The following is a 25,535-nucleotide window of genomic DNA, read 5'->3' as shown; positions in this document are numbered from 1 at the left end:
TGGAGGAGGGTTTAGCAAAGATGCCAGAGGATCTTCAAACGCTAAAAAATCATTACGAACTTGTGATTGTTGGATGTGGGCCGGCAGGGATGGCTGCCGCCCTTAATGCCAAGATTCGAAATCGCGATTTTATTTTACTGGGTTCGGAATTTTGTAGTCCAAAGCTCTCCAAAGCTCCGCAAATTGAAAATTGGCTTGGTTTTCCGGAAATAGGCGGAGAAGAATTGCGTCAACGGTTCTTGAACCATGTAAAGGAAAAAGAAATATCCATTGTAAATTTTAAAGTAACCAGTATTTATCCTGGGCCACCTTATACACTTATAGGCAAGGATAAATCCCTAGAAGCCGATGCCATAATCCTTGCGACAGGGGTATCAGTGGCCAAATTATTTCCCGGCGAAGCTGATTTACTGGGTCGAGGTGTTGGATATTGCGCAACCTGTGACGGGCCTTTATATAAGAATAAGAGTGTTGCGATTATTTCTTATAATTCAGAAGGGGAAGACGAAGCTAATTTTATGGCGGACATCTGTACCAAAGTTTATTATATTCCCTACTATAAAGAGATGGTGAGGCTTGACCCACGAGTTGAGGTTAAGAAGGGGAAAGTTCAGAAAATAGTGGGTGATCGTACCGTAGAACAACTTGATCTTGGTGAGGAACAATTGACGGTAGATGGTGTATTCATCATGAGAGAAACACTACCTGCTGAGCAGCTTGTAGCCGGCTTGGAAATGGAAGATGCTGCAATTAAGGTTAATCATAAATTGGAGTCAAATATGCCGGGATTATTTGCTGCTGGAGATTGCACAGGTCAACCCTATCAACTAATTAAAGCTGCAGGAGAAGGTGGAACTGCAGCTTTGCAGGCCATAAAATACCTTGATAACCTAAAATGATAGCAAATTTACTGTATGGATGTAGAAAGGCCTAGGTATTATACACCTAGGCCCAACTTTGTTTACCAAGCACTATTAACAAATAATATTTCCACGTTCTTTGAAGAGGAGCAATAACAATAATATTATGATAACTGCTAACTCTATTTGGATTAAAATCATAAGTTTAACCCTCCTTTATTAAAGTCAATCCTACCTCTTTTCACAAAATAATTATTGGGATACAAACGTAATACTTCTGATTGGGATCCGAACAACCGGGCGGCATCCATCCACTGGTTTTCCAATATTGGAAAATAGTCTAGCGTTGGTCAACAAAGCGACTCCATCTTGTAGGCCACCAAAGTTGCCTACCCAAAAACTTGAATCCATTCCTATTCTCAAACGAGTACCAATTGGATAAGTGTCAAATAACCCTACAAGCGGTGGAACCGGACTAAAAGGTACTCCGAATGGTACTCTAAATAGTGGTCCAAATAACATATGGTTGATCCCCCTTTTTTTCATCTGCCACGGACGTGGCGATATAAGATAAGAAAATTCGGGATTACCACAGTTAGTTTATTTATAATTTAAGATATGTACAAGTTTTAAAAAGTGTTACAAGATGACCAATAATTAAGCCATCTCATGCAAAATCTTACAGGAGATGGCTTTGTTCATCAAATTACTTTTGCTCCTTCTGAATCAATGCCTAAGGCATAGGATTCAGCGTGAATTTCGTGCTTATTGAAAACATCGAGCATACTGTGCGCAACGTTCTGTTCTAATTCAAGTTCAGTGAGTGCCAAAAGTGTTGGTCCCGAGCCGCTGAGAGCAGCTCCATAAGCCCCAGCTTGAAGGGCGGCCTCTAACGTATCCAGGAGACCGGGAATGAGCACAGCTCGTTGATTCTGGTGCAAGACGTCGCGCATCCCTTCTTTTAAGAAGGTATACTCTTCGCGAATAAAGGATTCAATCAGCAGTCCAGCATGAGAAATATTAAAAACTGCCTCGTTGCGAGAAACGTGAGGAGGTAAAATTCCTCGAGCCTTTTCTGTTTTCAGGAGAAGGTCTGGAATAACAACGACTGCTCTTAACTTAGGCGAACGAGCTAGGACACGTGGAAGAATGCCATCGCTTGTAGGTATTGACAGGGTTACTCCCCCATACAAAGCTGGTGTAACATTGTCGGGATGCCCTTCTATGGCATTGGCGACTTGGAGCAACTCGTCCTTAGAATACGGTGAACTGGCTAACAAATTGGCTGCTACAAGACCACCGACGATAGCTGCAGAACTGCTTCCTAAGCCTCGAGCAGGAGGAATGTGATTTTCAAGGGTTAAGGCGACGGAAGGAGTAGGGTAACCAATAAGTTGCCAAAGATGGCACATTGTCCGCCAAACCAGGTTGCTTTCATCAGTTGAAATCCCGTCACGGTAAGACCCGCCTAGAGAGATATTGAACGGTCGGTTCGCCTCAACTGTGATTGTGTTATGGAGTTGAAGTGCCAGTCCTAAACAGTCAAATCCAGGTCCCAGATTAGCAGAGGTGGCCGGTATCTTAACGCGAATCATTCTTTTTCGTCCTGTCCGCTTTCAAAGCGAATCACATTGTGAATATTTAGTACTTTGCTATACGCTCTGACAGAATCTAAGGCTTCTTGAAGTGCTCCTTCACGACAAGGATGGGTGACAAGGACAATTTCCGCTTGCTGTTCGCCACGGGGTTTCTGAATGATTGAGGCGAAGCTGATATTTGCTTCGGCAAAAAGAAGGGCTAAGGTAGCAAGGACACGAGGTTCGTCCTTGACGAGAAGGCGAACATAGAAAGAGGTATGAAAGTCTGATATGGCCTTGAGGGGGAGTTCCAGGTAACAGGAACAATTAATAGACGATTTTGAGTTTGACTGGATATTGCGAACAATGCGCATAATATCGGATATGATTGCACTTCCTGTGGGAAGAGAACCTGCACCTCGTCCATAAAACATGGTTTCTCCAACGGCATCGCCAACGACATAAATGGCGTTGAAAACACCATTTACCGAGGCGAGCGGATGAGTTTTAGGCAAGATAGCGGGATGTACTCGAACTTCAATTCCTTTATCTTGATGTTTAGTAATGGCTAAAAGCTTGATGGTACAACCCAACTCAGCTGCATAGGCTAGATCTTCGCGCGTAATTTTAGAAATGCCTTCGACAAATACGTCTTTGAGGGCAACACGTGAGTTAAAGGCAAGGGAAGACAGGATTGCAAGTTTTCGTGCCGCATCCAAGCCATCAACATCGGCAGAAGGGTCGGCTTCAGCATAGCCTAATTGCTGGGCCTCAGCCAGAACTTCCTCATACTCTCGGCCCTGTTCTGCCATGGCGGTAAGAATGTAGTTAGTTGTTCCATTAATAATCCCAATTACGTCGGTAATGCGGTTAGCAGCCAGAGACTCTTTTAAGGCTGCAATAATCGGAATTCCGCCGCCAACACTCGCTTCAAAGTAGAGATCTTTCCCCGCCGCATCGGCGGCGTCAAGAAGTTCATGACCATGAAGGGCAATTAAATCCTTATTAGCGGTGACAACATGTTTACCATGTCGTAAAGCTTCTAAAATAAAGGTACGAGCAGGTTCGATTCCTCCCATTACTTCCACAATAATATCAATTTCAGGGTCTTGAAGAATTTCTTCTGGTTGATCTGTAAGCCGAAAGTCTCCGCTAACTTCGCGTTCCCTGTGAAGATCACGATCGAGAATTGCTTTGATTTTAATTTCGCAATGGGCCCGAGTCTGAATATCCTCTGCGTTCTGTTGTAATATGGTTACGACACCGGTACCCACCGTTCCTAAACCTAATATACCAATGTGAATCGTCATGGCAAGACAACTCCTCTCAAAGAAAACAAATGTGTTTACATAGAGGACATTATACCTTGTTTTAGCGGTCTTTGACAAGAGCTTAATGATGAAATCATTAACATTCATTGTAAAAAGGGTTGACACTTAAGTATGTATTCTGTATCATATACACAAAGTTAACAATATAAATGTTTTATAACAGAAAAGGAAGTGTACCTAGGGTTCCGGGGGCAACCTGTCTGGTCCAAGCGGTACAGAATCCATATTGGATTTACACCGTGGGTAGAAAAAACTCAAGCGGAAAGTTCCACGTTGCTAGGGGACTACGCTTAGGGTTTTTATTTTTTACTATCAGAAAGTATAAACTTCGTTATATACTTTCTAAGCATAAGGGCAACTTGGGCAGCCGCCTTCGCTAAGGCTTGGCGCCAGCCAAGTTTTCTTTATAATCTGTCTGGACTATATAAGAAATGAGGTTGTTTAAAAATGGGATTGGTTATCTACTGCAATGGTGCATTTGTTTCAGAGGAGGAGGCAAAGATCTCGGTATTCGACCATGGTTTCCTATATGGAGACGGCATTTTCGAAGGAATTCGCGCCTACCATGGTCGAGTGTTTAAATTAGAAGAGCATTTAAAACGCCTGTATGAGTCCGCACAATCAATTCTTTTAAACATTGGTATTTCTAAAGAAGAGATGCAGGACATCGTTTTGGAGACGCTGCGTCGTAATAATTTGAAGGATGCATATATTCGCTTGGTCGTTTCTCGTGGCAAGGGTGATCTGGGACTAGATCCCATCAAGTGTCCACGGGCGGCAATATTTTGTATAGCGGCCCAAATAAAGATTTTTGAACCGAGCATGTATGAGCAGGGGCTGGAAGTCAAAACCGTGGCCATTCGCCGCAATAATCTAGATTCGTTGAGCCCGAGGATCAAATCACTGAACTATCTAAATAACATTCTGGCCAAGATCGAAGCTAATCAGGCTGGTGTAGTAGAAGGAATTATGCTTAATCAAGACGGATATGTGGCTGAAGGTACGTCAGACAACATCTTTATCTATCGAGATGGAGTATTAAAAACCCCTCCTCTTTCAGCAGGCATACTCCAAGGTATCACTCGGGATTCTGTGTTACAACTTGCGAGTGAATTGGGAACTAAGGCAGTAGAGGAGCTATTTACACGGCATGACCTGTATACTGCCGATGAGTGTTTCCTCACTGGTACTGCTGCCGAATTGATCCCAGTAATCAAAGTTGATGGTCGCGTAATAGGCGATGGGACTCCTGGGGAAGTATATAGAAAGCTTCTTGTTGCATTTCGGGCCTTTACTCATGTCAATGGCCCTGAAATATACAATGCATAGGGTGCACAACGTCGAGATGTATTATGAGAGGTTAGGAGCGAGAGGGGAATGAGTATAGATACAGGTAAAAAGGTGACTTAAGAATATTGCCAATGATTGTACATGGAAACCCATTACAGAAATGCTAGGGGGTAAAGACATGTTGCATACACTTGCTGTTCTTGTGGAGAACCATCCTGGTGTTTTAACGCGGGTGGCAGGATTATTTGCGCGCAGGGCGTATAATATTGACAGTCTCTCTGTCTGCCAAACGGACGATCCTAAGCTTTCGAGAATGACCATTGTCGTAAATGGCGATGATCAGGTCATTGAGCAAGTGAGAAATCAACTTAATAAACTCGTGATTGTCCACACAGTCACGGATTTGACAGCCGAAAGTGTTGTTGATCGAGAGCTCGCGTTGATACGTATCCAGGTTAGCCCGGAAACACGCTCAGAGGTTCTTCAGACGGTCGATATTTTCCGAGGACGGGTTGTTGATATGGGGAGAACCAATCTTACCATTGAGCTAACCGGTGACATTGGTAAAATAAACGCCTTTATTAAAGCGATTCGTCCTTATGGGTTGTTAGAATTGGTTCGAACCGGAAAGATCGCCATTATGCGATCGGAAACATGAAGGTTCATCGCGTCTTTACTTGAATTGATGGGCTCTGAAAATTTAAGTATGCAGGGTGCAATGGCTTGACGAGTTAGGAGGGGGAGATGAGTATGAACGCAGGAAAAAAGAGTTTAAAAGGTGCAACTCTCTTATTAGAGGCTCTGGAAAAGGAAGGCGTTGACGTTATCTTTGGTTATCCAGGTGGAGTATTGCTCCCGTTGTATGATGCCCTACTCGATAGTTCTGTTCGACATATTCTAGTACGCCACGAACAAGGAGGAGTGCATGCTGCCGATGGTTATGCACGCGTAACCGGTAAAGTAGGAGTATGCTTAGCAACGTCAGGTCCGGGAGCCACGAATCTAGTGACAGGTATTGCCAATGCCTATATGGACTCTATTCCCTTAGTTGTTTTAACAGGGCAGGTGGTTACCAGTCTACTCGGAACAGACTCTTTTCAAGAAGCAGATATCACAGGGATCACCACGCCGATTACTAAGCACAGTTATTTGGTTAAGGATGCACGAGAGATTCCACGGATTGTCAAAGAGGCCTTTTATCTGGCCGGAACAGGTCGGCCAGGTCCTGTACTCATCGATCTTCCCAAGGACGTTTTAGCTGCAGAAATCGAACCTTTCTCAACCGAGATGAACTTGAAGGGGTATCATGTGCCAGGCAAGGGAGATAGCGATAAGATCGCTGAAGTAGCGAAGGCACTTTCAGAATGCAGCAAACCTGTAATCTATGCCGGGGGTGGTGTGATTACGGCAGGAGCTGGAGCAGTCTTAAAGCAGTTGGCGGAAAAAGCCTCGTTGCCAGTGGTTACGACCTTGATGGGAATCGGGTGCTTCCCCTATGGGCATCCTAATCTCTTAGGTATGGTAGGTTTGCATGGAGCCGTAGCGGCAAACTATGCTGTGGATGATTGCGATTTGCTCATTGCAGTGGGGGTGCGGTTTGATGATCGTGTGACCAGTGGTTTAGGCCATCTTTTTGCAACCAGAGCTAAAATCATTCATATTGACATCGATCTTGCAGAAATTGCTAAGGTGGTAAGAACGCATATCCCGATCGTTGGTGATGCTCGCCTGGTTCTGGAAGAACTATTAGAAGCCTTAGCAGGCTTTCAGCTTCCTCAAGTAGCCGAGTGGTGGGACCAATTGCGTTCTTGGAAAAATTATTATCCTATGAGGTATGACAAGGATAGATTGACCGCTCAGCTGGTCATCGAATGTATCGGAGAGCTTGCCAACGAGGATACGATGGTGATAACGGATGTCGGACAGCATCAAATGTGGGCTGCCCAAGTTTATCCAGTTGTCAAGTCACGTAATTTTGCGACCAGTGGTGGGCTCGGAACAATGGGCTTTGGCCTTCCAGCTGCTATGGGTGCTCAAATAGCTCGTCCTGACGATATGGCTGTTTTGATCACTGGGGATGGTTCCTTTCAAATGTGTATTCAGGAACTTGCGACCATTGCTCATAATAAACTTCCCGTTAAAATAGTACTTCTAAACAACGGAGTCTTAGGTATGGTTCGCCAACTGCAGAAATATTTTAGTGGCGAGCGGTATAATCAGATCGATCTTCAGGGAAATCCAGATTTCATCAAAGTAGCGGAGGCCTATGGAATTCGCGGAATCCGTGTTGATTCCTTGGAACAGGTACGCAGCGCTATTTCGGAAGCATTTGAACATCCCGGCCCTGTCTTGTTAGAGTTTGCGATTTCTCCTAACGATGATGTCTTGCCAATTGTTCCACCGGGTAAACCCATTACAGAAATGCTAGGAGGGTAAAAACATGTTGCATACACTTGCGGCCCTTGTGGAGAATCATCCTGGTGTTTTGACCCGGATAGCTGGATTATTTGCGCGAAGAGCGTATAATATTGATAGTCTCTCTGTCTGCCAAACAGAAGATCCTGCCTTATCGAGAATGACTATTGTCGTAAATGGCGATGCTCAGGTTATTGAGCAAGTGAGAAATCAGCTCAATAAACTGGTGATCGTCCACTCAGTAACTGATTTGACAGCCGAGAGTGTTGTTAACCGGGAACTGGCGTTAATACGTATCAAGGTTAGCTCGGAAACCCGGTCAGAGGTTCTTCAAACGATCGATATTTTTCGAGGACGGGTTGTAGATATGGGAAGAACCAACCTTACCGTCGAGTTGACGGGGGACATTGAAAAAATTGATGGGTTTGTTAAGGCCATCCGTCCTTATGGGTTACTAGAGTTGGTTCGAACCGGAAAGATTGCCATTATGCGATCGGATGTTTGAGGCTTCAGAGAGTTATACTATGAATAAGACCTAAATTAAACAGGCTTATTAATGAGAGGAAGATATGAAATGGCAAAAATGTATTATGAAGTAGATGCAAATCTGGAGTTATTAAAAGGGAAAGTTATTGCTGTTATGGGATATGGGAGCCAAGGACATGCCCAGGCTCAAAACCTAAAGGATTCTGGGCTTAAAGTTTTGATCGGCCTTCGTCCGGGAAGTGCTCGGTGGGAGCGTGCAGAAGCTGCAGGTTTTGAGGTTATGACAGTCGAAGAGGCAGCTAAGCGCGCTGACGTCATTCAAATCCTGCTTCCCGATGAGACGCAAAGCAAGGTTTATCAAAATGAAATTAAGCAGCATTTGACCTCAGGTAAAGCTCTTGTCTTTTCTCACGGATTTAATATTCACTTCGGGCAAATTGTTCCTCCGAAAGACGTTGATGTCTTTATGGTGGCTCCGAAAAGCCCGGGTCACTTAGTACGTCGTACTTATACCGAAGGCGCTGGTGTACCTGCATTGATCGCGGTTCATCAAGATGCCACGGGCAAAGCCAAAGAATTAGCCTTAGCCTATGCCAAAGGAATTGGATCAACTAAAGCTGGAGTCCTGGAAACAACCTTTGGTGAAGAGACTGAAACAGATTTGTTCGGAGAACAAGCGGTTCTTTGCGGAGGGGCTTCCGAACTTGTCAAAGCTGGATTTGAAACCTTAGTAGAAGCTGGTTACCAGCCTGAAATCGCCTATTTTGAGTGCTTACACGAGCTTAAGCTCATCGTCGACTTAATGTATGAAGGCGGCTTAAGTTGGATGCGTTATTCTGTTTCAGATACTGCACAGTATGGTGATATGACCGTTGGTAAGCGGATTATCAATCAAGAAACCCGTAAAGAAATGAAAAAAGTTCTGGCAGAAATCCAAGATGGAACCTTTGCTAAAGCCTGGTTACTGGAAAATCAAGCAAATCGTCCGGCCTTTAATGCTATAGCTCGCCGTGAAGAAAATCAACTCATCGAAAAAGTTGGGGAAAACTTAAGAGGAATGATGAGCTGGTTGAAAAAACACGAATAATGGAGGTTGAGGGATGCGTCGGATTGAGATCTTTGATACTACGCTAAGAGACGGTGAGCAATCACCGGGAGTAGCACTTAACGCAGATGAAAAGTTGCAAATTGCTCGTCAATTAACTAAGTTGGGTGTTAATGTTATCGAAGCCGGGTTTCCCATTGCCTCCCCGGGAGATTTGGAGGGAGTCCGTCGCATTGCTCAGGAGGTCAAGGATGTAAGCGTGGCAGCCCTGGCACGGGCCAATGCTAAAGATATTGAATGTGCATGGGAAGCACTTTCGGGTGGGGAGGCCCCTCGCATTCATACCTTTATTGCCACTTCACCAATTCATATGCGCTATAAACTGCAGAAGTCACCTCAAGAGGTCTTAGAGCTTGCTGTACAAGCCGTCCGGTTGGCTAAATCAAAAGTTGCTGATGTGGAATTTAGTGCGGAAGACGCCTCACGCAGTGAGGTGGATTATTTGGCGAGTGTTTTTACTGAGGTAATTAAAGCAGGAGCTACGGTACTTAACATTCCGGATACAGTAGGCTATGCAACCCCCGAGGAGTATGGGTCATTTTTACGAGCAGTTATGACGCGTACGATCGGAATTGAAAAAGTCAAAGTAAGCGTACATTGCCATAATGACTTAGGTCTTGCAGTCGCGAATACTCTGGCAGCAGTTGGAGTTGGAGTGCATCAATTGGAGTGTACAGTCAATGGAATCGGAGAACGCGCTGGTAATGCGGCCTTAGAGGAACTAATAATGGCTCTACACACTCGTAGGGACCAATTCGGTGTTGACACGAGCATCGTTACGACTGAGATCGCTAGGACAAGTCAATTGGTCAGTCGTTTATCGGGCATGATGATTCAGCATAACAAAGCCATTGTGGGTAAAAACGCTTTTGCCCATGAATCAGGTATTCACCAAGACGGTGTACTTAAAGAACGCTCTACCTATGAAATTATGGTACCGAGCCTGATTGGGGTCGATGCGGAATCAATTATCCTAGGAAAACACTCGGGGCGACACGCAGTTCATCAACGGTTTGCTGAGATCGGGTTGAATTTAGACGAAAGCCAATTTGAAGAGGTGTTTTCTCGATTTAAGTTATTGGCTGATCGTAAACGAGAAGTGACGACAGCTGATTTATTCTCCCTCGCAGATGTGCAAACCGAGAAGGTTGATCCGATTCACTTAGATTATCTCCAGGTTTCCAGCGGGACTCATATTCTCCCAACAGCAACGGTCAGGTTAATGTATAACGGACAGCGTTTAGAAGATGCGGCCTGTGGGGATGGTCCGGTTGATGCTGCGTTTAAAGCTGTCGATAAGGTTCTAGGCACAAAAGGGAAACTGACGCACTATTCACTGCAGGCACTTGATGGTGGAGAAGATGCTCAAGGAGAGGTCGCCGTTACCGTTAAATTTGGTGAGAATCTAGTTGGCGGACGTGGAGTAAGTACAGATATAATTGAAGCTAGTGTATTGGGCTATCTTCAGGCGGTAAACAGGGCCTTCGAAAGAGGCTGGATTACGGTTCGCGAGAAGAATGAGGGCTAAAGGCAGTCACATATGTTGAAGGGAGAAAAAAGAATGCCTAACGTTTTAGTACTTCCGGGCGATGGTATTGGGAAAGAGATTACACCGGAAGCGGTTAAAGTTTTACAAGCGGTGTTAAAAGGTTGCTCGACTAGCCTTAATTTCGAGAGTGGTTTAATTGGTGGAGCAGCTATTGACGAAATGGGCAAGGCGTTACCTGATGAAACGTTAGCTGCGGCTCAGGCAGCAGATGCGATTCTCTTAGGTTCAGTTGGAGGGCCTAAGTGGGATACCCTTCCAGCACCACAACGCCCAGAATTAGGAGGCCTGCTCGCCATACGAAAGGCATTAAGTCTTTTTGCCAATATTCGTCCTGTTAAGATGCTCCCCATGTTGGTGGAAGCCTCCACACTTCGTTCTGAAGTTGTCAAGAACGTTGATCTTGTCGTTTTGCGTGAATTGACCGGTGGGCTCTATTTCGGGCAAAAAGGGAGAGGGACAAACCCTAAGAGTGCTTTTGACACGTTGACATATTCTGAGGAGGAAATCCGTCGCATTGTAGAACTTGGTTTCCAAATGGCTGCTAAGCGACGTAGAAAGCTTTGTTCAGTAGACAAAGCAAACGTCTTGGAAACATCTCGTTTTTGGCGTGAAATAACGATGGAAATTGCACAGAATTTTCCGGATGTTGAATTGACACATATGTATGTGGATAATGCAGCAATGCAATTAGTCCGTGATCCTTCTCAATTTGACGTCATTGTTACGGAAAATATGTTTGGAGATATTCTAACCGATTTGGCATCTATGCTGATGGGGTCCATTGGAATGATATCCTCGGCAAGCTTAAATGGGACAAAAGGACTCTATGAACCAGCGCATGGCTCGGCGCCAGATATTGCTGGGAAGAATATTGCCAATCCGTTAGCAACGATTCTATCGGGAGCCTTAATGTTACGCTATTCGTTTGGCTTAGAAAATGAGGCCCAAATGATTGAGCAAGCTGTAGAAAAAGTCTTGCAAGAGGGGTATCGAACTTCGGATTTAGCCCAACCAGGCGATAAGGTATTGGGAACTCGAGAAATGGGAGATGCTGTCGTTGCTGCACTAACGAAGGGATAATGGGAATAAAACCTTGAATTTTTTGGTCTTGTGCGGTAAAGTATATTTAACTGTATAAAGAGGAAAGCATTGGATCGACCTAGTACAATAAACGGTGATGTTCAGAGAGAAAAACAAAGGCTGAAAGTTTTTCCACACACGATATTGGAACCCAGTCGTGATGCTCTGATGATGAGTCGGACGGTTTCCACCGTTAAATGGAATGTTGCTGGAGAGATCCTGTAACATGAAGTTGGCATTGTGCAATAAAGGTGGTACCGCGGAAGGCTTCTTTCGTCCCTTAATAAGGATGAGAGAAGCCTTTTTTGCGTAGGAGAGGGAGAAGGGAGGAAGTTTCTTAGCCCACTCGCACACGCTGCATTGCTATTCACTTGACGCAATTCCGCTAAAGCGCTCTCTAAGCTAAGAAACTTCCTCTGAGCTTGGGTCGACGGGGTTTGGAACGGCGGAGAAATCTGTGGTCCTGTTTGCGCCTTTTTGATAAATGTTAAAATGCGCTTAACGTAAGTTAGGATACAGGAGTTAAGGGTAGGATGTTTTGTGGCTTGTATATGCACTATTCAAAAGGAAGAAAATAGTTATAACGAGTCAAAGGCGTTAAATTTGAATGACAGAACCTTTCCCCCTTGTAACCACCTCTGTATTTTAGTCCTCATGAAATAGAAAGGGTGTTGGTGTATGAACGAAAGTATCGGTTTTATTGGTGGAGGAAATATGGCGGAGGCCATTATCGGCGGGCTTAAGAAAATAGATAAAGGCATCAATATTCGAGTCACCAATCGGGCGAACCATGAACGACTTCAACATTTGGTTGACAAGTATGGTATTAAAGCTACCGCACTGCAAGAGCTTGTAGATAACTCTCGTGTCTTGATTATCGCCGTGAAGCCGAAAGACGTTCATGAAGTGCTTAAGCATCTAAAGAATTATTCATTACAAGATAAACTGATTATCAGTATTGCAGCGGGTATTCCCTTAAAGGTATTCCACAAGTCCCTACCGGGTGTTGCGATCGTTCGGGCAATGCCAAATACTTCAACGGCGGTGCTGCAATCTATGACTGGGCTGGTGCGGGGTGAAACAATAGCTCCAGACCAGGCGGAGATTGCGGAACAAATTTTTTCGGCCATTGGGCGGATTCTGTGGATCCCGGAGGAAAAAATGAATGCCTTAATTGCCCTAAGTGGCAGTGGGCCAGCCTATTTTTACCTTTTCACCGAGAGCTTAATTCAAGCAGGGGTTCAATTAGGCCTGAGTGAAGAAGAAGCCGAGATGTTAGCACGTGAAACCCTGGTCGGGGCGGGTAAAATGCTGACGGAAAGTGAGAAGTCCCCTGCGAAATTGCGTGAGGAAGTGACTTCTCCAAATGGGACGACTTATGCTGCCTTAAGAGTATTTAGTGAAGAAAAATTACCTCAAATCGTGATGAAGGCTGCTCAAGCCTGTGCACGGCGTGCAGGAGACATGGAAGGAGAGTATTCGGAGTGATTTCACCTGAGGTTCGAAGAGTAGTTATAAAAGTAGGAAGCAGCAGCTTGAATCATCCTGAAGGTGGTTTAGATGATCACGCGATTAATGAAATAGTTACAGTAATCGCGGCGCTGAAGCATAAGGACGTAGAATGCGTTTTAGTAAGCTCAGGTGCAGTGGCTGCTGGTATGGGACAACTCGGACTACAGGTGCGGCCACGGGATCTAGCGGGTAAACAAGCAGTTGCAGCGGTTGGACAGGGAGTGCTTATTGAACGGTACTCTCGAAATCTTGAACGACACGGCTTGGTGGGAGCCCAAATTCTTTTATCTCGAATTGATCTAGCCGAAGCGGCTCGCTATCACAATGCTCAAAATACGCTCGAAAAATTATTGCGCTTACATGTCATTCCTATTATTAATGAAAATGATACAGTGGCGGTAGAAGAACTCTGTTTTGGAGATAATGATAGCCTTTCTGCCTTAGTTGCAGGTCTCGTTCACGCGGATTTATTAATCATTCTTACAGATGTTGATGGCCTGTATACGACTAATCCTAAAAAAGATCCCCTGGCTCAACTTATCGAAGAAGTTACAGAGGTGTCAGCTGTAGAGAGTATGGCAAGTGGGGCAGGGACTTCTATGGGTACCGGAGGAATGGTTACGAAACTTAGGGCGGCAAAGATAGCCACACGATTTGGAATTGGTACGCTCCTTTTAAACTTCACTCGCATCAGAGAACTCCTCGGCTTGACAGAGAGCCAGGCCCCAATAGGGACTTATTTTCAGCCAGCAAAGCATCGTCTGGCGGGCCGGAAACGTTGGATTGCCTATGGGGGATTATCCGAAGGTAGCATCCAAGTCGATGATGGAGCAGCAAAGGCCCTTGTGGGAGAAGGTAAAAGTTTACTTGCCAAAGGAATCATAACAACTGAGGGGACCTGGGAGCGTAAAGAAATTGTTCGGATTACTAATCTAAAAGGAGAGGAGATTGCTAGGGGAGTCGTAGAGCTAAGTAGTGATGAGGTTCAGCTCGTTAAAGGGCTGCATTCTGAGAAAATGCTGCAAATCATTCCTGACTTTGACTGTGAAGAAGTGGTTCACCGTGATAATATGACTCTTATGCTAGATGGGTAATGTGAGTTCAATAGGAAAGAAAATATCTAAAAATATTCTTGCCATGGTATAGAAAAAACTCTAAGGATTTGAGGCTAGGTTAAGAAGAAGTTGCCTTAGAAACTTTATTAAAACCTTGAAGAAATGATATAATTTGTCATTACCGATGAAGATGGTTTTTAGAACATTGAGTTTCAGGTTAATATTGTGGAAATTAGAAAAGGGAGGGGACTATCATGTTTCATGCAGAATTAATGGAGATTGGGAGAAAGGCTAAGGTTGCGGCTCGTCAATTGGCTTTTGTTGATACTGAGTCTAAAAACAAGGCACTGCTTGCCATGGCTGAAGCTCTCGTGAATAATGAACAAGAAATTCTTCAGGCCAATTCTATAGATGTTCAAGCAGCCGAGGAAAAAGGACTGAAGAATAGTTTGGTCAACCGCTTAAGGCTGACCTCAAAAGGCATTTTGGATATTAGTAATGCACTCAGAGAAGTTGTCGTCTTACGAGACCCTGTTGGGGAAGGGGAAGTTTGGACGCGTCCAAATGGCTTGCGCATTCAGCAGACCCATGTTCCGCTAGGGGTTGTGGCGATGATTTATGAAGCGAGGCCCAATGTAACGGTTGATGCAGCAGCCTTATGTATAAAATCTGGCAATGCGGTAATCCTCAGGGGAGGGTCCGAGGCCATAGAAAGTAATAAGGTTTTGGCCAGAGTAATCGCCGAGGCTGCTGAGGAGAGCGGGTTGCCGCAGGGATGTATCCAGCTGATTACAGAGACCAACCGGGAATGGGTTCAACAGCTTATGCGCATGAATGGTTATGTGGATGTCATTATTCCTAGAGGTGGTGCAGGGCTGATTCAAACGGTCGTACAAAATGCCACGGTACCAGTTATTGAGACTGGAACAGGAATGTGTCATGCTTTTGTCGATAAATATGCAGACTTTGACAAAGCAATTCCTATAGTAATAAATGCCAAGACTCAAAATCCTGGTGTCTGTAATGCGCTGGAAACCTTACTCGTGGATGAGACGATTGCTGAGGACTTCCTTCCGCGTATGGGAGAAGAGCTAAAGAAATATAAGGTCGAAATTAAAGGGTGTCCGAGAACATGTGGAATCTTGTCTTATGCGCTACCTGCAATAGAAGAGGACTGGGTAGCAGAACACCTTGATCTTATTTTAAGTGTTAAGGTCGTTCCTCATCTAGATGCCGCGCTCGATCACATTTACAAGTACAGTACTAAGCATTCCGAAACAATCATTACAGAGAATTATTCAAGGGCCCAACGATTTCTAAAAGAAATTGATGCAGCCGCTGTTTATGTAAATGCCTCAACCCGTTTCACCGATGGGGGACGTTTCGGCTTCGGAGCGGAAATTGGAATCAGTACCCAAAAGTTGCATGCTCGTGGGCCAATGGGTCTGAAGGAACTAACAACTATTAAGTACATTGTTTACGGAGATGGACAAATCGTTTGAGGATAAATCGTCAACGCCTGGTCTCACACGCAGTAATTTAGTCGTTTGGTTGAAAACTTCTCTTTTGATGATGTAGACGAGATATTAAAGAAAGACAATAAATTTGCATTTTCGATGCATAAGAAGGCTTAGTAATGAGAAGTATCATAGCGAAGGGTATGCAATAGTTGAGCTAAGATTTATCTATATCTTTCAGGAGATATAGATAGGTCGACCAAAGATTATAGTTAGGTGGAAGCCTGAATGTAGTCGGAGGGAAGATTTTTTATGGTGGGGAAAAGCTTTATGGCAGTCGATTTTTAATTTATTGCCCTAGGGTTCCAACTTATCGTAAAGGGTCGAGCGAAGATTATCCTGGGTATTGATTTTTTTTCATATATGAACAGGCTTTGCTTGTTTATATATGAATTGACTGGTCATATATTGCCGTGAGGTTGTATATGGTTGGGTAGATATCTAGTATGGTCGAACGAACCATCTTTATTGGTTGTGACTTGCTTGATTTTGGTCGAAAGATCATTGTTTAGGTAATAAGCTATCTATATGGGTGCAAGGTAGACTATTGTGTGCTCTTCATTTTAAGCCCTGTCTTGAGGACAGGGCTTATTTTGTAGTGCTATTGAAATAAATCATTCGCTTATACTAATTCTCCATACATGGGGGGGATTTTTGTCCAGCCTTTCCCTTTCCCGTATTTTAGAAACTTATCATACGAACTCATTTCGTCTTTAAATAAATCGATGAATGTTTTACGCAGGCTGTCATTTCTTACGGTCTCCATTACGGCTCTCATGTGCAGGTCAATAGAATTCTGAAGGCCTGAGAGAAGAATCCTATACATAAATTGATCTTCCATTGCTTCTGGATCTATGCGCTGTACCATTTCAGCGGGTGGCCTTTCAGGTACATGGACACTATATTTTAGACACAGTTCCTCAAGTTTGTCGATCTGCTTTTTGATAATTATTAAGCCCATATCTAAGATAGCAATAAAGCTTGTGTCATGGGCAAAACTAACGGAGAACATGACTAATTCCAGCTGGTCATATCTTAAATTCAGATGGTCCCAGAGATGGAAAGCCTCACTGATTGATAAATCTTCAGTTTTAATTGGTTTGGAGGGCTTATAAGCCGGCGGATTGTCCTCCCAACTCTTTAATTTGCCAAATTTATATAGTATCTGAAATTGATAGGCGTGGCCTAACAGGGCATGTTTGAAAAGTTCTCGGAGTTGATCATTATTTGTAGTGGTTCTGTAAGACCGACCCAGGACAACCATTTGAGTAACTAAGTCTTCAAATATTCTCCTGTAAATATATCTGTCTGTAAGCTCATCGAGCTTTTTATCAATCCGGATATCCACTGCGGGTCTCTTGGGCAAGGTTACCGAATAGTGGGTTGCTTTCTCTTCCAATATCTTTGATTCCTGTATAAAGGTACTTAAGAAGCGACTAAGCATAAGATCAAAATCACGGTCATGGATAAAATTCCTATACAGCTGAAGGGTTTCTATACTTCCATAACGTGCTCTTAAGGCATTCCATAAATTGAAGGCTCCTAGAATATCAATAACTTCTTCAGATGATTTTTTAAAGATAGAAAACAAAACAATCACCTCATAATTATTTTGTTTTAGTATCCGTTTGGTAGGGTATTTATATTCAATGCACATAAAAGAACCAATTAATTACTCGTGTTCGAAAAGTTATTAGGTAATTAAGATGCATAATATAATTAATTAAATAATTAAAGAAAAATAGAGGTAAAACCCATATAATGTCCAATATTATTATATAGATATTTAAAATACGGAATGAACAGAGGATAATTTGTGCAAAATCACATTAGCGTGAACGAGAGTTTTCCAGTCGTAGGAATCGGAGTCTCGGCAGTTGGAGGAAAGGCGTTTAAGGCTTTTTTTGAAAATATGCCGGATGACTGTGGGATGGCCTTTGTTATTGTTGGCCGTCACGAAATGACGGTTCAGGTCCTGCAGGAATACACATCTATGCCTGTTTTAGCCGTGAATGATGATATGAAGATACTGCCAAACCATGTGTTTATATGCCCAGAAGATAAAGATACCGGAGTTGTACGGGGTAATTTTTATTTGCGGGAACCCCTTTCTAATCCTCGAAAACCTTTAGATTATTTTTTCAGCACCCTGGCCTATGACCAGGGTGAAAATGCCATATGTATTATTCTTCCCGGTATAAGTCATGATGGGGCCTTGGGCTTAAAAGAAATTAAAGCACAGTTTGGTACGGTAATGGTCCAGGACGGCGGCATAGCAGGTTGTGCTGATTCCGCTGGCAGTGCCTCGGTCTTGGGACTGGCAGATTATAGTTTACCCATTGGGAAAATGGGTGACCAACTCCTTGTCCATAGCAAGTGGTTGCAACGAAGAGCTTCGCGGAGTATGAACGAAAAATTGAATGAGAACTCAGAAATACTTAAGCGAGTGCTTTTTATTATCCAAATGCACAACGGCCACGATTTTTCCCTTTACAAAAAAGCCACTATTTATAGGCGAATCGAAAGCAGAATGCGCGTCTGCCATATTCAAGATATTGAGGAGTATGTTCGCTATTTGCAGCGCAACGCGGCAGAAGTGGAAACCCTTTTCAAAGCGATACTTATTAATGTAACCCGTTTTTTTCGTGACTCTGAAGCCTTCGAAGTTTTGGAGAAGCAAGTGATGCCAGATTTACTGGCAGATAAACCGGAGGGATATAACCTACGTATATGGATCCCCGGGTGTTCCAGCGGGGAAGAAGTCTACTCTCTGGCAATCATAATTCAGGAATGCATGAATAAAGCCCGGCAGAATATGACTCTGCAGATCTTCGCTACAGATATTGATGAAGATGCCGTTTTAACGGCAAGGACTGGCTTATATCCCTTAAGCATCGCGGATGACATGTACCCTGAGCGCATAAAACGCTTTTTTAAGCTGGAAGAAAATAAATACCGGATTTCCAAGGAAATCCGGGAAACTATAATTTTTGCTTCCCATGATCTTATTAAAGACCCGCCTTTCATTAAGGTGGATATGATCAGCTGCCGAAACCTTTTAATATACTTTGAAAATTCCTTGCAAAAGAAGATTGCCAACCTTTTTCACTTCAGCCTTCTACCCAATGGAATACTCTTTTTAGGTCCTTCCGAATCCTTTGGAAGCAACACGAACCTTTATACTGTGCTAAACAGCAAATGGAAGTTATATAAACGCCGGGATGTCATCTCCAAACTCTGGACAAATTTTCTGCCCGGTTCGTCTATAGTTACGGCAGCGAGGGCAAGGGCAGATTTAACAAGCATTGTAGGAGCGGAAAAGTCAGGAATGATTAATTCTATAGAGAAAATGTTGTTAGAAAACTATACCCCGCCCTGCTTTATAGTCAATGAAAAGGGAGATATCATTTATATCAATAACCGAAGCAGAAAATATTTTGTACTGGCAACGGGAGAAGCTAGTCTGAACATCGCGACCATGGTTAAGGAGGAAATGCGGTATAGATTAAGGGCGGTACTTCGTCAGGCAGCTAAAACAAAAGAAGATATTACGATTGAAGGCGTAAGGGTGATCATCAATAACGAACAAGTCACTCTTAATTTTAGGGTTAGGCCGATTGAGGAACCCGGAACATTACAGGGATTGATTCTGGTGATCTTTGAGGAAGTTCCGGCATCATCCATAGATACTCCGCTAAACAACAATGATGACAGCTCGTCCGATACTGTGACGCGGATCGACGAACTGGAGAATGAGTTGAAAAGTACTAAAGTTCAACTTTTCAGGACAATAGAAGAGATTGAATTATCCTACATGGAGACAGCAGCGGCCAACGAGGAACTACACTCGGCTAATGAGGAATTACAGAGTTCAAATGAAGAGATGGAGACTTCCCGCGAAGAGATGCAGTCCCTCTATGAGGAAGTCGTAACCGTTAACAACGAACTGCAAAATAAGCTGAATGAACTGGCCCACTCCAATGACGATATGACGAATCTTTTAAACAGCACAGAAATTGCCTTTATATTCCTTGATAGTAATTTGAACATTATGCGGTATACTCCTTTAGTTCCCCGGCTCGTTAATATCATTCCCTCAGATGTTGGCCGTCCTCTGGCCCACCTTGTAACAAGGCTCCGAAAGACGGATATTGTCAGCGAAGCTCAGAGGATTCTGGAAACATATGACCAAATTGAGAAGGAGGTTGAATCATTAGATGGGGTATGGTATTTGATGCGATTAACACCCTACCGAACCTCCGAAAACACGGTGGCCGGTGTCGTAGTTTCTTTTGTTAATATCGGTAAACTTAAGGCATTGAATTTATTAAATGCTGAGCTGAGGGACAGACGTGATTATGCCTTTAGTATCATTGAGGCCATTGACTTTCCCCTCCTAGTGCTGGACGGTGATTTTAGGGTTCTAACAGCGAACCTGGATTTTTACCGCGTTTTCCAGGTGACGCCTTCAGAAACGGAAGGCAGGTTGCTTTCACAACTTAGCAAAGGCCGATGGAACACTCGCGAGTTGCAGGATAAACTTACCACTATTATCGCTGAAGGGGTATCTTTTCGAAGCTTCCTCTTGGATTATGAATTCGCAGGCGTCGGCTATAAAAAAATTTTCCTCGATGCCCATCGGATTAACAGCAAAAAACCATCCGCTGATTTAATCCTGGTCATCTTTAAGATGGAGAATTAATTTAGTTATGTTTAAAAAGGGGGTTGGTGATTGCATGGATGGTGTAAAATTGCGCCAAGAAGCAGAAGCACTGAGAAACCAAAAGAACAGAGCTATAGGGAATACTTCGGCAGAAGGTTTAATGGAGAATATGGAACTTGAGATTCATCAAATCGAATTATCGATGCAAAATGAAGAATTGCAGCGTGTTGGTCTGGAGAACGAATTATCCAGGGATAAATATAGGAAATTATATGATTTTGCTCCAGTGGGTTTTTTTACTTGTGGGACCAATGGCCTGATCCTGGAAGTCAACCGGACTGGGTCTGCTCTATTCGGAGTGGAGAAGGACCAGTTATTGGGTAAGGGTTTTATGAGTTTAGTGGCAGATGAACACCAACACATTTTTTCTCTTTACTGCAAGTCACTGTGGCAAATTAAGACAAAGCTCGAATGCGAACTGAACCTCCGGAAGAATGATGGGACAGTTTTTTGGGCTTTAGTTGAAGGAATAGCAGAGAAAGAGCAAGAAAAAGCGAAAGATGAAAAAAGTACTCTTTACTTTTTTGCGGTCAAAGACATTACCGAACGGAAGAAGATTGAGGAAGATAAGCTGAATTATCAACGGATGGAATCTTTAGGAATTCTAGCTGGGGGCATAGCCCACGACTTTAACAATCTTCTGACGGTTATATTAGGTAACATCTCGTTATTCAAAATGAAGAGTTTGAAACAGGAAAACAACCTGGAACTATTGGAAGAGGCAGAAAAAGCCTGCCAGCAGGCCACGGATTTAACCATGCAGCTGCTGACATTTGCCAAGGGTGGTAAGCCCCTTAAAGAGGTGATATCCATTGTTCCCTTACTTAAAGATACCGTCATTTTTGCGATGAGGGGTTCTAAAGTGCGTCATGAACTTGATTTGCCCGATGATTTATGGATGGTTGAGGTTGATGGCGGACATATTCGACAGGTGGTAAATAATCTGGTCATCAATGCCCAGCAGGCCATGCCCAATGGGGGAACGGTGTCTTTGAGGTGTGAGAACAAATACTTGACCCAGGAAGAGGGTCTGTCGTTAAACATAGGACCCTATCTGAAAATAACCGTAAAAGATTACGGCATTGGCATCCATAAAGACCAGTTGAACAGGATTTTTGATCCTTACTTTACGACAAAGGCTCAAGGTAATGGGCTGGGATTAGCTACTTCTTATTCCATAGTCAGGCGGCACAATGGTCACATCAGTGTTGAGTCTGAACCTGGTCAAGGAACAGTTGTATCTGTCTACCTTCCAGCCATACAGGGAATGGCTCTGTCAGAGAAGAAGGCTATAGAATCATCTCCCCCTAGGCAGGGCAAAATTTTGGTTATGGATGATCAAGCCACCATACGAGAAGTTATCGGGGGGATGCTGGCCCAGTTAGGTTGTGAACCTTCCTTTGCTGTAGATGGAGAGGAAGCGATCCTTCTTTACAAGGAAGCTATGGAGAAGGGCAGACCCTACGATGCGGTTATTTTTGATCTAACCATCCCCGGTGGAGGAGGAGGCAGGAAGGCCCTAGCGGAGATCACTAAAATAGATCCCCATGTCAAGGCCATAGCCTCCAGCGGTTACTGTAACGACGCCATTATGATCGATTTTAAAAGGTATGGATTCAAAGCGGCTTTACCTAAGCCTTTTTGCCTGGAGGAACTAAGTAGAGTCCTTAGTAATACTGTTTTGGTCCCATAGTATCGTTATCTCGGAACAAATTAAAGTTCTGGGAAGTTGAATCAGGCAAATGTGTTACGCTTATAAGTTTGAGCGTACAGAAAAATTATCAAGGAAGCTAGTGATAATTTGAGAATCACGAAATATATGAAATTATAGATTTTTAAAATGTGACCTTTTAGAAATCCAAACACTAACTAAATAAATTACTATAAAGATGGGGAAAGAATATATGTATTTCCAATGTTTGGGGTTATAAAATCCCAAATACACAAAAGATGGTTCCATAATAAAGGCACTAAATGCAGCAAAGACCATTGCTCTTATAATTGGGCCGATTTTAAATGTAACCTGCAAGGAGAACATTACTGCGACAGGTAGAAGTGTAAAATCCCAGGGAATAAATGCAGGAGAAAATGGAACAACATTATAGTAGTAAGACCATAAACCAAATAAAATACCCATAACGTCGAGCCATGAAGAAATAAGGATTACAAAGAAACCTGCAAGTAATAGTCTATATGTGCTCTCTTTTCTTCTGAATTTTAGCCATACAACCCATGGAATAATTGATAAGCATATACCGAACCACCATTGCCAACTAAGGAAGGTGTATTCAAGCCAAAGACTAATCATGTCAATATTTGCTTGAGAAATTAAGTTATATGCATCTTCCATCCCTTTAATATAGTCATTGTTCATAGGAACGACGCCTCTCATTTATAATTGATATAGTAGCATTATTATAATTTTTTCACATTGTCTTTTGTGTTTTTTATCTATAAGCAAGGTAAATGTTTTTACCCAAGACTTAATTTGCTAACACCGAGTGCGTTATGTTCCCATAATATGTCTTTAATCATATCTAACTGATTATCATTACAATCAATAATCATGACAACCTCCGTTGCCTTAAGTTTTTTCTGTCTATTATTATATTTTTTAGTCGTTATTAGCTTAATAATGAAACCTATACCAAATCCAATAAAAAAGCCGATTAGTCCCCATAACACAGGACCCCATTTTAATATGAAACCATAGATTCCTCCAAGGAGACATAATACAGTTGCTAAAATAATGGGCAAATCTAACAAACTTAAGCCATCGGCGGAATGAAGGGTGTCAAATAGTTTCTTGTCTTCGCTTCTTTTATCCATAGGAACACAAAGAATGTTTTCTTTGGCTATTCCTTTCATTTGAATGGCCGTAATGGCTAATTCGAGATAATTCGAGTGTTCAAAGGTAGAGACAATATACATCCATTCAACCTCATTCCAGCCTATCGTACAAAGGGCATTTTAAAATATTTATATTGATAATTCTTCTTTAAAAATTTGGATTGTTCCCAATCAAAGAGTTTATTATTTTCTACGGTATTAACATAGGCTTCGTACATGCACCAGACATAGATGCAAGGGATATTTAATAACCAGTGGGCATCAACAACCGATTTAGCTAGCTCAAAGTGTCCCAGTAAAGTGTAGTGAAGAGCGGGAAGTAGCTTGGAGAGATAGGCCATTACTATAAACCAACCCATTGAAAAGAAAGCACTTGGTATCCGATGAATATAGATTTGCCCTAGTCCAGGCATCAACGCTGACCACGCCAAAGCAATCCATGGCGTTCTCTTATCTAAATAATTAATTTCTATTGAATTAATGTTAAACATTTTAACTTCGGCATCTTCTCTTGAAGCTAAGATATATTGCAGATTGAGGTCAACGGTTGTTCGATAAGAATCCCAAACTGCAAATAAATAAGTTGGAGCGTACAACATAACCCAAGTGATATCAAGGGCGTTCTTGGCCATTTCGAATCTGCCTGTAAACGAATATAGGATTCCGAGGTTAATATGTGCTTTGTAATTCAAAAACACTTCCCAATTAAACAACAAAAATCCCCTTAAGTATTTTGATAACAGCAGGTGTCCTAAGCCAGGATAGGCCATAGACCACCAAGCAATTACAAAAGGGTTTCTTAAGTGGAGTTGTGTTGTACCCAAGGTACTTAAATAAGCCATGTAGCGACGAACGGTTGACGAAGGGGCTGGTCTATCCAATTGTAAATTCACCTCACATACTTGGAAATAGTATTTCTGCCTTAGAGTGAAAATATGTGACCTTTAGGAATTACAAATCTAAGGGTAAGAACGTTGACTGAAAGGGAGGGGTCTTCTCCCGGATTGCTTGCCAGTGGTTGGGGTTGTTCACAGTTACTAATTAGAAAAGGTTTGTAGTGATGTCCCTAGTGTTCACTGGCTTTCTCATTGGGTTTGTGACTCGCGTATACGCAAGCGGAGGGATATACAAATAACTGAAAGTCGGTTTCCTTAGTACGGAAGCTGGCTTTTTTGCTTTCGGAATAAGCCTCTTCGCTCCAAGGATACCAGTTAACGGGATTATTAGCGTGTTGGAGCAGGTAGGGGGACTTCTCGCTTGCTATTCTATTGGTTATTTGTTGTCATGGGTAATCCCCTTAATGTATTCTTATTGGTTTCGCATCTATCATTGGAGTATTTACGACAGGGAACTACTATTGTGACGAATTTTTTTCAGAGAGAAAAAGATTGTTACAAAAGAGAGTAGGGACACTCGACCATTAGGGAGCTGTTGAATCGGTACATGGTTCTAGATCAATGCTGGTGGCATTCGCGGTGCTTACTGCCTCATATGTCATTTTTACTATAATTGCATATTATGGAGAAAGTACGAATATAAGGTGGCGAAACAATGGCAGCTATTGATGTTTTCCCTACTGATAGTGTCTATATATCCCAATTTTATCACAATACTAATTTTGGAACCGTCAATCAATTGTTTACAGGACAATATATTGTAAGTACAGTAAATCGTTGTAAACCGGATGCTTATAGAACATTATTAAAATTCGATATTAATTTACTATGCTCTGACACAATATGTAGTGCTAAGCTATTTTTATTTGTAAACAGAAAAGATAAATCCGATGCGGAGCTAGCGCCACAAACCGTAACAATATATGAAAATGAAAGCGACTTTAACCAAGCAACTGTAACTTGGGATACAGCACCAAATACTATTATTTCTCCTTATTCTTTCAATGTAACCGATAGTGACGTAGGATCTTATATAGGAATTGATATTAAGGATTTAGTTCAAGGTTGGGTTAATGCTTGTCATGTGAATGACGGTATTACACTTATTGGAATCGAAGATAAAATAGATACGATTATTGGGTACGCAAGTACGGGAAGTGTCAATCCACCTTTTTTAAGTATAAACTATAGCTCATGCACAGGAGCAGCAGGAGCGACAGGAGCGACAGGAGCAGCAGGAGCGACAGGAGCGACAGGAGCAGCAGGAGCGACAGGAGCGACAGGAGCAG

At 42.8% G+C, this 25,535-nt stretch carries 23 protein-coding genes; 15 read left to right on the top strand and 8 right to left on the bottom strand.

The genetic code is table 11. From position 1 onward, the window contains the following. Positions 1–20 precede the first annotated feature (20 nt). Entirely contained in the window at positions 21–899 is an 879-nt protein-coding gene (locus DOT_RS27505) for an NAD(P)/FAD-dependent oxidoreductase (protein ID WP_009624937.1), read from the top strand. A 213-nt stretch (positions 900–1,112) separates the two neighbouring features. On the opposite strand, the gene DOT_RS27500 is transcribed toward DOT_RS27505, so the two are convergent. From DOT_RS27500 to DOT_RS27490, 3 genes are all read right to left on the bottom strand, one after another. Continuing rightward, on the bottom strand, positions 1,113–1,382 hold the full coding sequence (locus DOT_RS27500) for a hypothetical protein (RefSeq protein ID WP_009624936.1): 270 nt from the start codon (positions 1,380–1,382) through the stop codon (positions 1,113–1,115). Between the two features lie 179 nt (positions 1,383–1,561). Beyond that, entirely contained in the window at positions 1,562–2,455 is an 894-nt protein-coding gene (thrB, locus tag DOT_RS27495; RefSeq protein WP_009624935.1) for a homoserine kinase, read from the bottom strand. Beyond that, entirely contained in the window at positions 2,452–3,747 is a 1,296-nt protein-coding gene (locus DOT_RS27490) for a homoserine dehydrogenase (RefSeq protein ID WP_009624934.1), read from the bottom strand. Before DOT_RS27490 ends, thrB begins: the two co-directional genes overlap by 4 nt. A gap of 468 nt (positions 3,748–4,215) precedes the next feature. Here DOT_RS27490 and ilvE point away from each other — a divergent pair, with 468 nt between their 5' ends. From ilvE to DOT_RS27440, 11 genes are all read left to right on the top strand, one after another. Further along, positions 4,216–5,097, top strand: coding sequence for a branched-chain-amino-acid transaminase (gene ilvE, locus DOT_RS27485; protein WP_009624933.1), 882 nt, complete (start codon positions 4,216–4,218; stop codon positions 5,095–5,097). A gap of 139 nt (positions 5,098–5,236) precedes the next feature. After that, entirely contained in the window at positions 5,237–5,716 is a 480-nt protein-coding gene (gene ilvN, locus DOT_RS27480) for an acetolactate synthase small subunit (protein ID WP_009624932.1), read from the top strand. Between the two features lie 92 nt (positions 5,717–5,808). Then, complete coding sequence (gene ilvB / locus DOT_RS27475; RefSeq protein WP_085931010.1) at positions 5,809–7,494, top strand: biosynthetic-type acetolactate synthase large subunit; 1,686 nt, start codon at positions 5,809–5,811, stop codon at positions 7,492–7,494. Positions 7,495–7,498: 4 nt separating this feature from the next. Beyond that, positions 7,499–7,978 (top strand): acetolactate synthase small subunit, encoded by a 480-nt coding sequence (ilvN, locus tag DOT_RS27470; RefSeq protein ID WP_009624930.1) that lies wholly within the window; start codon positions 7,499–7,501, stop codon positions 7,976–7,978. Between the two features lie 69 nt (positions 7,979–8,047). After that, entirely contained in the window at positions 8,048–9,046 is a 999-nt protein-coding gene (gene ilvC, locus DOT_RS27465; protein ID WP_009624929.1) for a ketol-acid reductoisomerase, read from the top strand. A gap of 13 nt (positions 9,047–9,059) precedes the next feature. Then, the gene (locus DOT_RS27460) at positions 9,060–10,592 is read left to right on the top strand and encodes a 2-isopropylmalate synthase (protein ID WP_009624928.1); all 1,533 of its coding nucleotides are present in this window, start codon (positions 9,060–9,062) and stop codon (positions 10,590–10,592) included. A gap of 33 nt (positions 10,593–10,625) precedes the next feature. Next, positions 10,626–11,693, top strand: a complete 1,068-nt coding sequence (gene leuB, locus DOT_RS27455) for a 3-isopropylmalate dehydrogenase (protein ID WP_009624927.1) — start codon at positions 10,626–10,628, stop codon at positions 11,691–11,693. Positions 11,694–11,762: 69 nt separating this feature from the next. Next, the gene (locus DOT_RS30910) at positions 11,763–11,918 is read left to right on the top strand and encodes a hypothetical protein (RefSeq protein ID WP_157998529.1); all 156 of its coding nucleotides are present in this window, start codon (positions 11,763–11,765) and stop codon (positions 11,916–11,918) included. 453 nt (positions 11,919–12,371) lie between these two features. Continuing rightward, complete coding sequence (gene proC, locus DOT_RS27450; RefSeq protein WP_009624926.1) at positions 12,372–13,181, top strand: pyrroline-5-carboxylate reductase; 810 nt, start codon at positions 12,372–12,374, stop codon at positions 13,179–13,181. After that, complete coding sequence (gene proB, locus DOT_RS27445; RefSeq protein ID WP_040413584.1) at positions 13,181–14,299, top strand: glutamate 5-kinase; 1,119 nt, start codon at positions 13,181–13,183, stop codon at positions 14,297–14,299. Before proC ends, proB begins: the two co-directional genes overlap by 1 nt. Before the next feature lie 212 nt (positions 14,300–14,511). After that, a complete protein-coding gene (locus tag DOT_RS27440) occupies positions 14,512–15,762 on the top strand; it encodes a glutamate-5-semialdehyde dehydrogenase (RefSeq protein WP_040413578.1) in 1,251 nt (416 codons plus the stop codon). A gap of 637 nt (positions 15,763–16,399) precedes the next feature. Here the strand turns inward: DOT_RS27440 and DOT_RS27435 are convergent. After that, complete coding sequence (locus DOT_RS27435; protein WP_009624923.1) at positions 16,400–17,368, bottom strand: DUF3231 family protein; 969 nt, start codon at positions 17,366–17,368, stop codon at positions 16,400–16,402. A gap of 225 nt (positions 17,369–17,593) precedes the next feature. Between DOT_RS27435 and DOT_RS27430 the strand changes: the two genes are divergently transcribed. Further along, the gene (locus DOT_RS27430; protein WP_009624922.1) at positions 17,594–20,479 is read left to right on the top strand and encodes a CheR family methyltransferase; all 2,886 of its coding nucleotides are present in this window, start codon (positions 17,594–17,596) and stop codon (positions 20,477–20,479) included. A 34-nt stretch (positions 20,480–20,513) separates the two neighbouring features. After that, entirely contained in the window at positions 20,514–22,193 is a 1,680-nt protein-coding gene (locus DOT_RS27425; RefSeq protein WP_009624921.1) for an ATP-binding protein, read from the top strand. Between the two features lie 132 nt (positions 22,194–22,325). Here DOT_RS27425 and DOT_RS27420 read toward each other — a convergent pair whose 3' ends face one another. The 4 genes from DOT_RS27420 to DOT_RS29245 form a co-directional block, all read right to left on the bottom strand. Continuing rightward, positions 22,326–22,874 (bottom strand): CBO0543 family protein, encoded by a 549-nt coding sequence (locus DOT_RS27420; protein ID WP_009624920.1) that lies wholly within the window; start codon positions 22,872–22,874, stop codon positions 22,326–22,328. Between the two features lie 98 nt (positions 22,875–22,972). Continuing rightward, complete coding sequence (locus DOT_RS32185; RefSeq protein WP_009624919.1) at positions 22,973–23,431, bottom strand: hypothetical protein; 459 nt, start codon at positions 23,429–23,431, stop codon at positions 22,973–22,975. A 20-nt stretch (positions 23,432–23,451) separates the two neighbouring features. Beyond that, a complete protein-coding gene (locus DOT_RS32180) occupies positions 23,452–24,231 on the bottom strand; it encodes a hypothetical protein (protein ID WP_009624918.1) in 780 nt (259 codons plus the stop codon). A 185-nt stretch (positions 24,232–24,416) separates the two neighbouring features. Then, positions 24,417–24,614 (bottom strand): DUF255 domain-containing protein, encoded by a 198-nt coding sequence (locus tag DOT_RS29245; protein ID WP_282433498.1) that lies wholly within the window; start codon positions 24,612–24,614, stop codon positions 24,417–24,419. A 287-nt stretch (positions 24,615–24,901) separates the two neighbouring features. Between DOT_RS29245 and DOT_RS29425 the strand changes: the two genes are divergently transcribed. Beyond that, on the top strand, positions 24,902–25,535 hold a 634-nt coding region (locus tag DOT_RS29425), incomplete at its 3' end, for a DNRLRE domain-containing protein (RefSeq protein WP_009624917.1).

Source organism: Desulfosporosinus sp. OT (genome assembly GCF_000224515.1).
Classification (GTDB): Bacteria; Bacillota; Desulfitobacteriia; order Desulfitobacteriales; family Desulfitobacteriaceae; genus Desulfosporosinus.
This window is presented reverse-complemented; position numbering and strand designations above follow the sequence as displayed.

Bases quoted from the DNA above. Each gene is read 5' to 3' on its own strand.
- ilvN (WP_009624930.1), top strand. From the start codon at position 7,499: ATGTTGCATACACTTGCGGCCCTTGTGGAGAATCATCCTGGTGTTTTG.
- DOT_RS27460 (WP_009624928.1), top strand. From the start codon at position 9,060: ATGCGTCGGATTGAGATCTTTGATACTACGCTAAGAGACGGTGAGCAA.
- ilvE (WP_009624933.1), top strand. From the start codon at position 4,216: ATGGGATTGGTTATCTACTGCAATGGTGCATTTGTTTCAGAGGAGGAG.
- DOT_RS27490 (WP_009624934.1), bottom strand. From the start codon at position 3,747: ATGACGATTCACATTGGTATATTAGGTTTAGGAACGGTGGGTACCGGT.
- DOT_RS27420 (WP_009624920.1), bottom strand. From the start codon at position 22,874: ATGAACAATGACTATATTAAAGGGATGGAAGATGCATATAACTTAATT.
- ilvC (WP_009624929.1), top strand. From the start codon at position 8,048: ATGGCAAAAATGTATTATGAAGTAGATGCAAATCTGGAGTTATTAAAA.
- DOT_RS27425 (WP_009624921.1), top strand. From the start codon at position 20,514: ATGGATGGTGTAAAATTGCGCCAAGAAGCAGAAGCACTGAGAAACCAA.
- ilvB (WP_085931010.1), top strand. From the start codon at position 5,809: ATGAACGCAGGAAAAAAGAGTTTAAAAGGTGCAACTCTCTTATTAGAG.
- DOT_RS27505 (WP_009624937.1), top strand. From the start codon at position 21: ATGCCAGAGGATCTTCAAACGCTAAAAAATCATTACGAACTTGTGATT.
- proC (WP_009624926.1), top strand. From the start codon at position 12,372: ATGAACGAAAGTATCGGTTTTATTGGTGGAGGAAATATGGCGGAGGCC.
- DOT_RS27500 (WP_009624936.1), bottom strand. From the start codon at position 1,382: ATGTTATTTGGACCACTATTTAGAGTACCATTCGGAGTACCTTTTAGT.
- ilvN (WP_009624932.1), top strand. From the start codon at position 5,237: ATGTTGCATACACTTGCTGTTCTTGTGGAGAACCATCCTGGTGTTTTA.
- leuB (WP_009624927.1), top strand. From the start codon at position 10,626: ATGCCTAACGTTTTAGTACTTCCGGGCGATGGTATTGGGAAAGAGATT.
- DOT_RS32185 (WP_009624919.1), bottom strand. From the start codon at position 23,431: ATGTATATTGTCTCTACCTTTGAACACTCGAATTATCTCGAATTAGCC.
- thrB (WP_009624935.1), bottom strand. From the start codon at position 2,455: ATGATTCGCGTTAAGATACCGGCCACCTCTGCTAATCTGGGACCTGGA.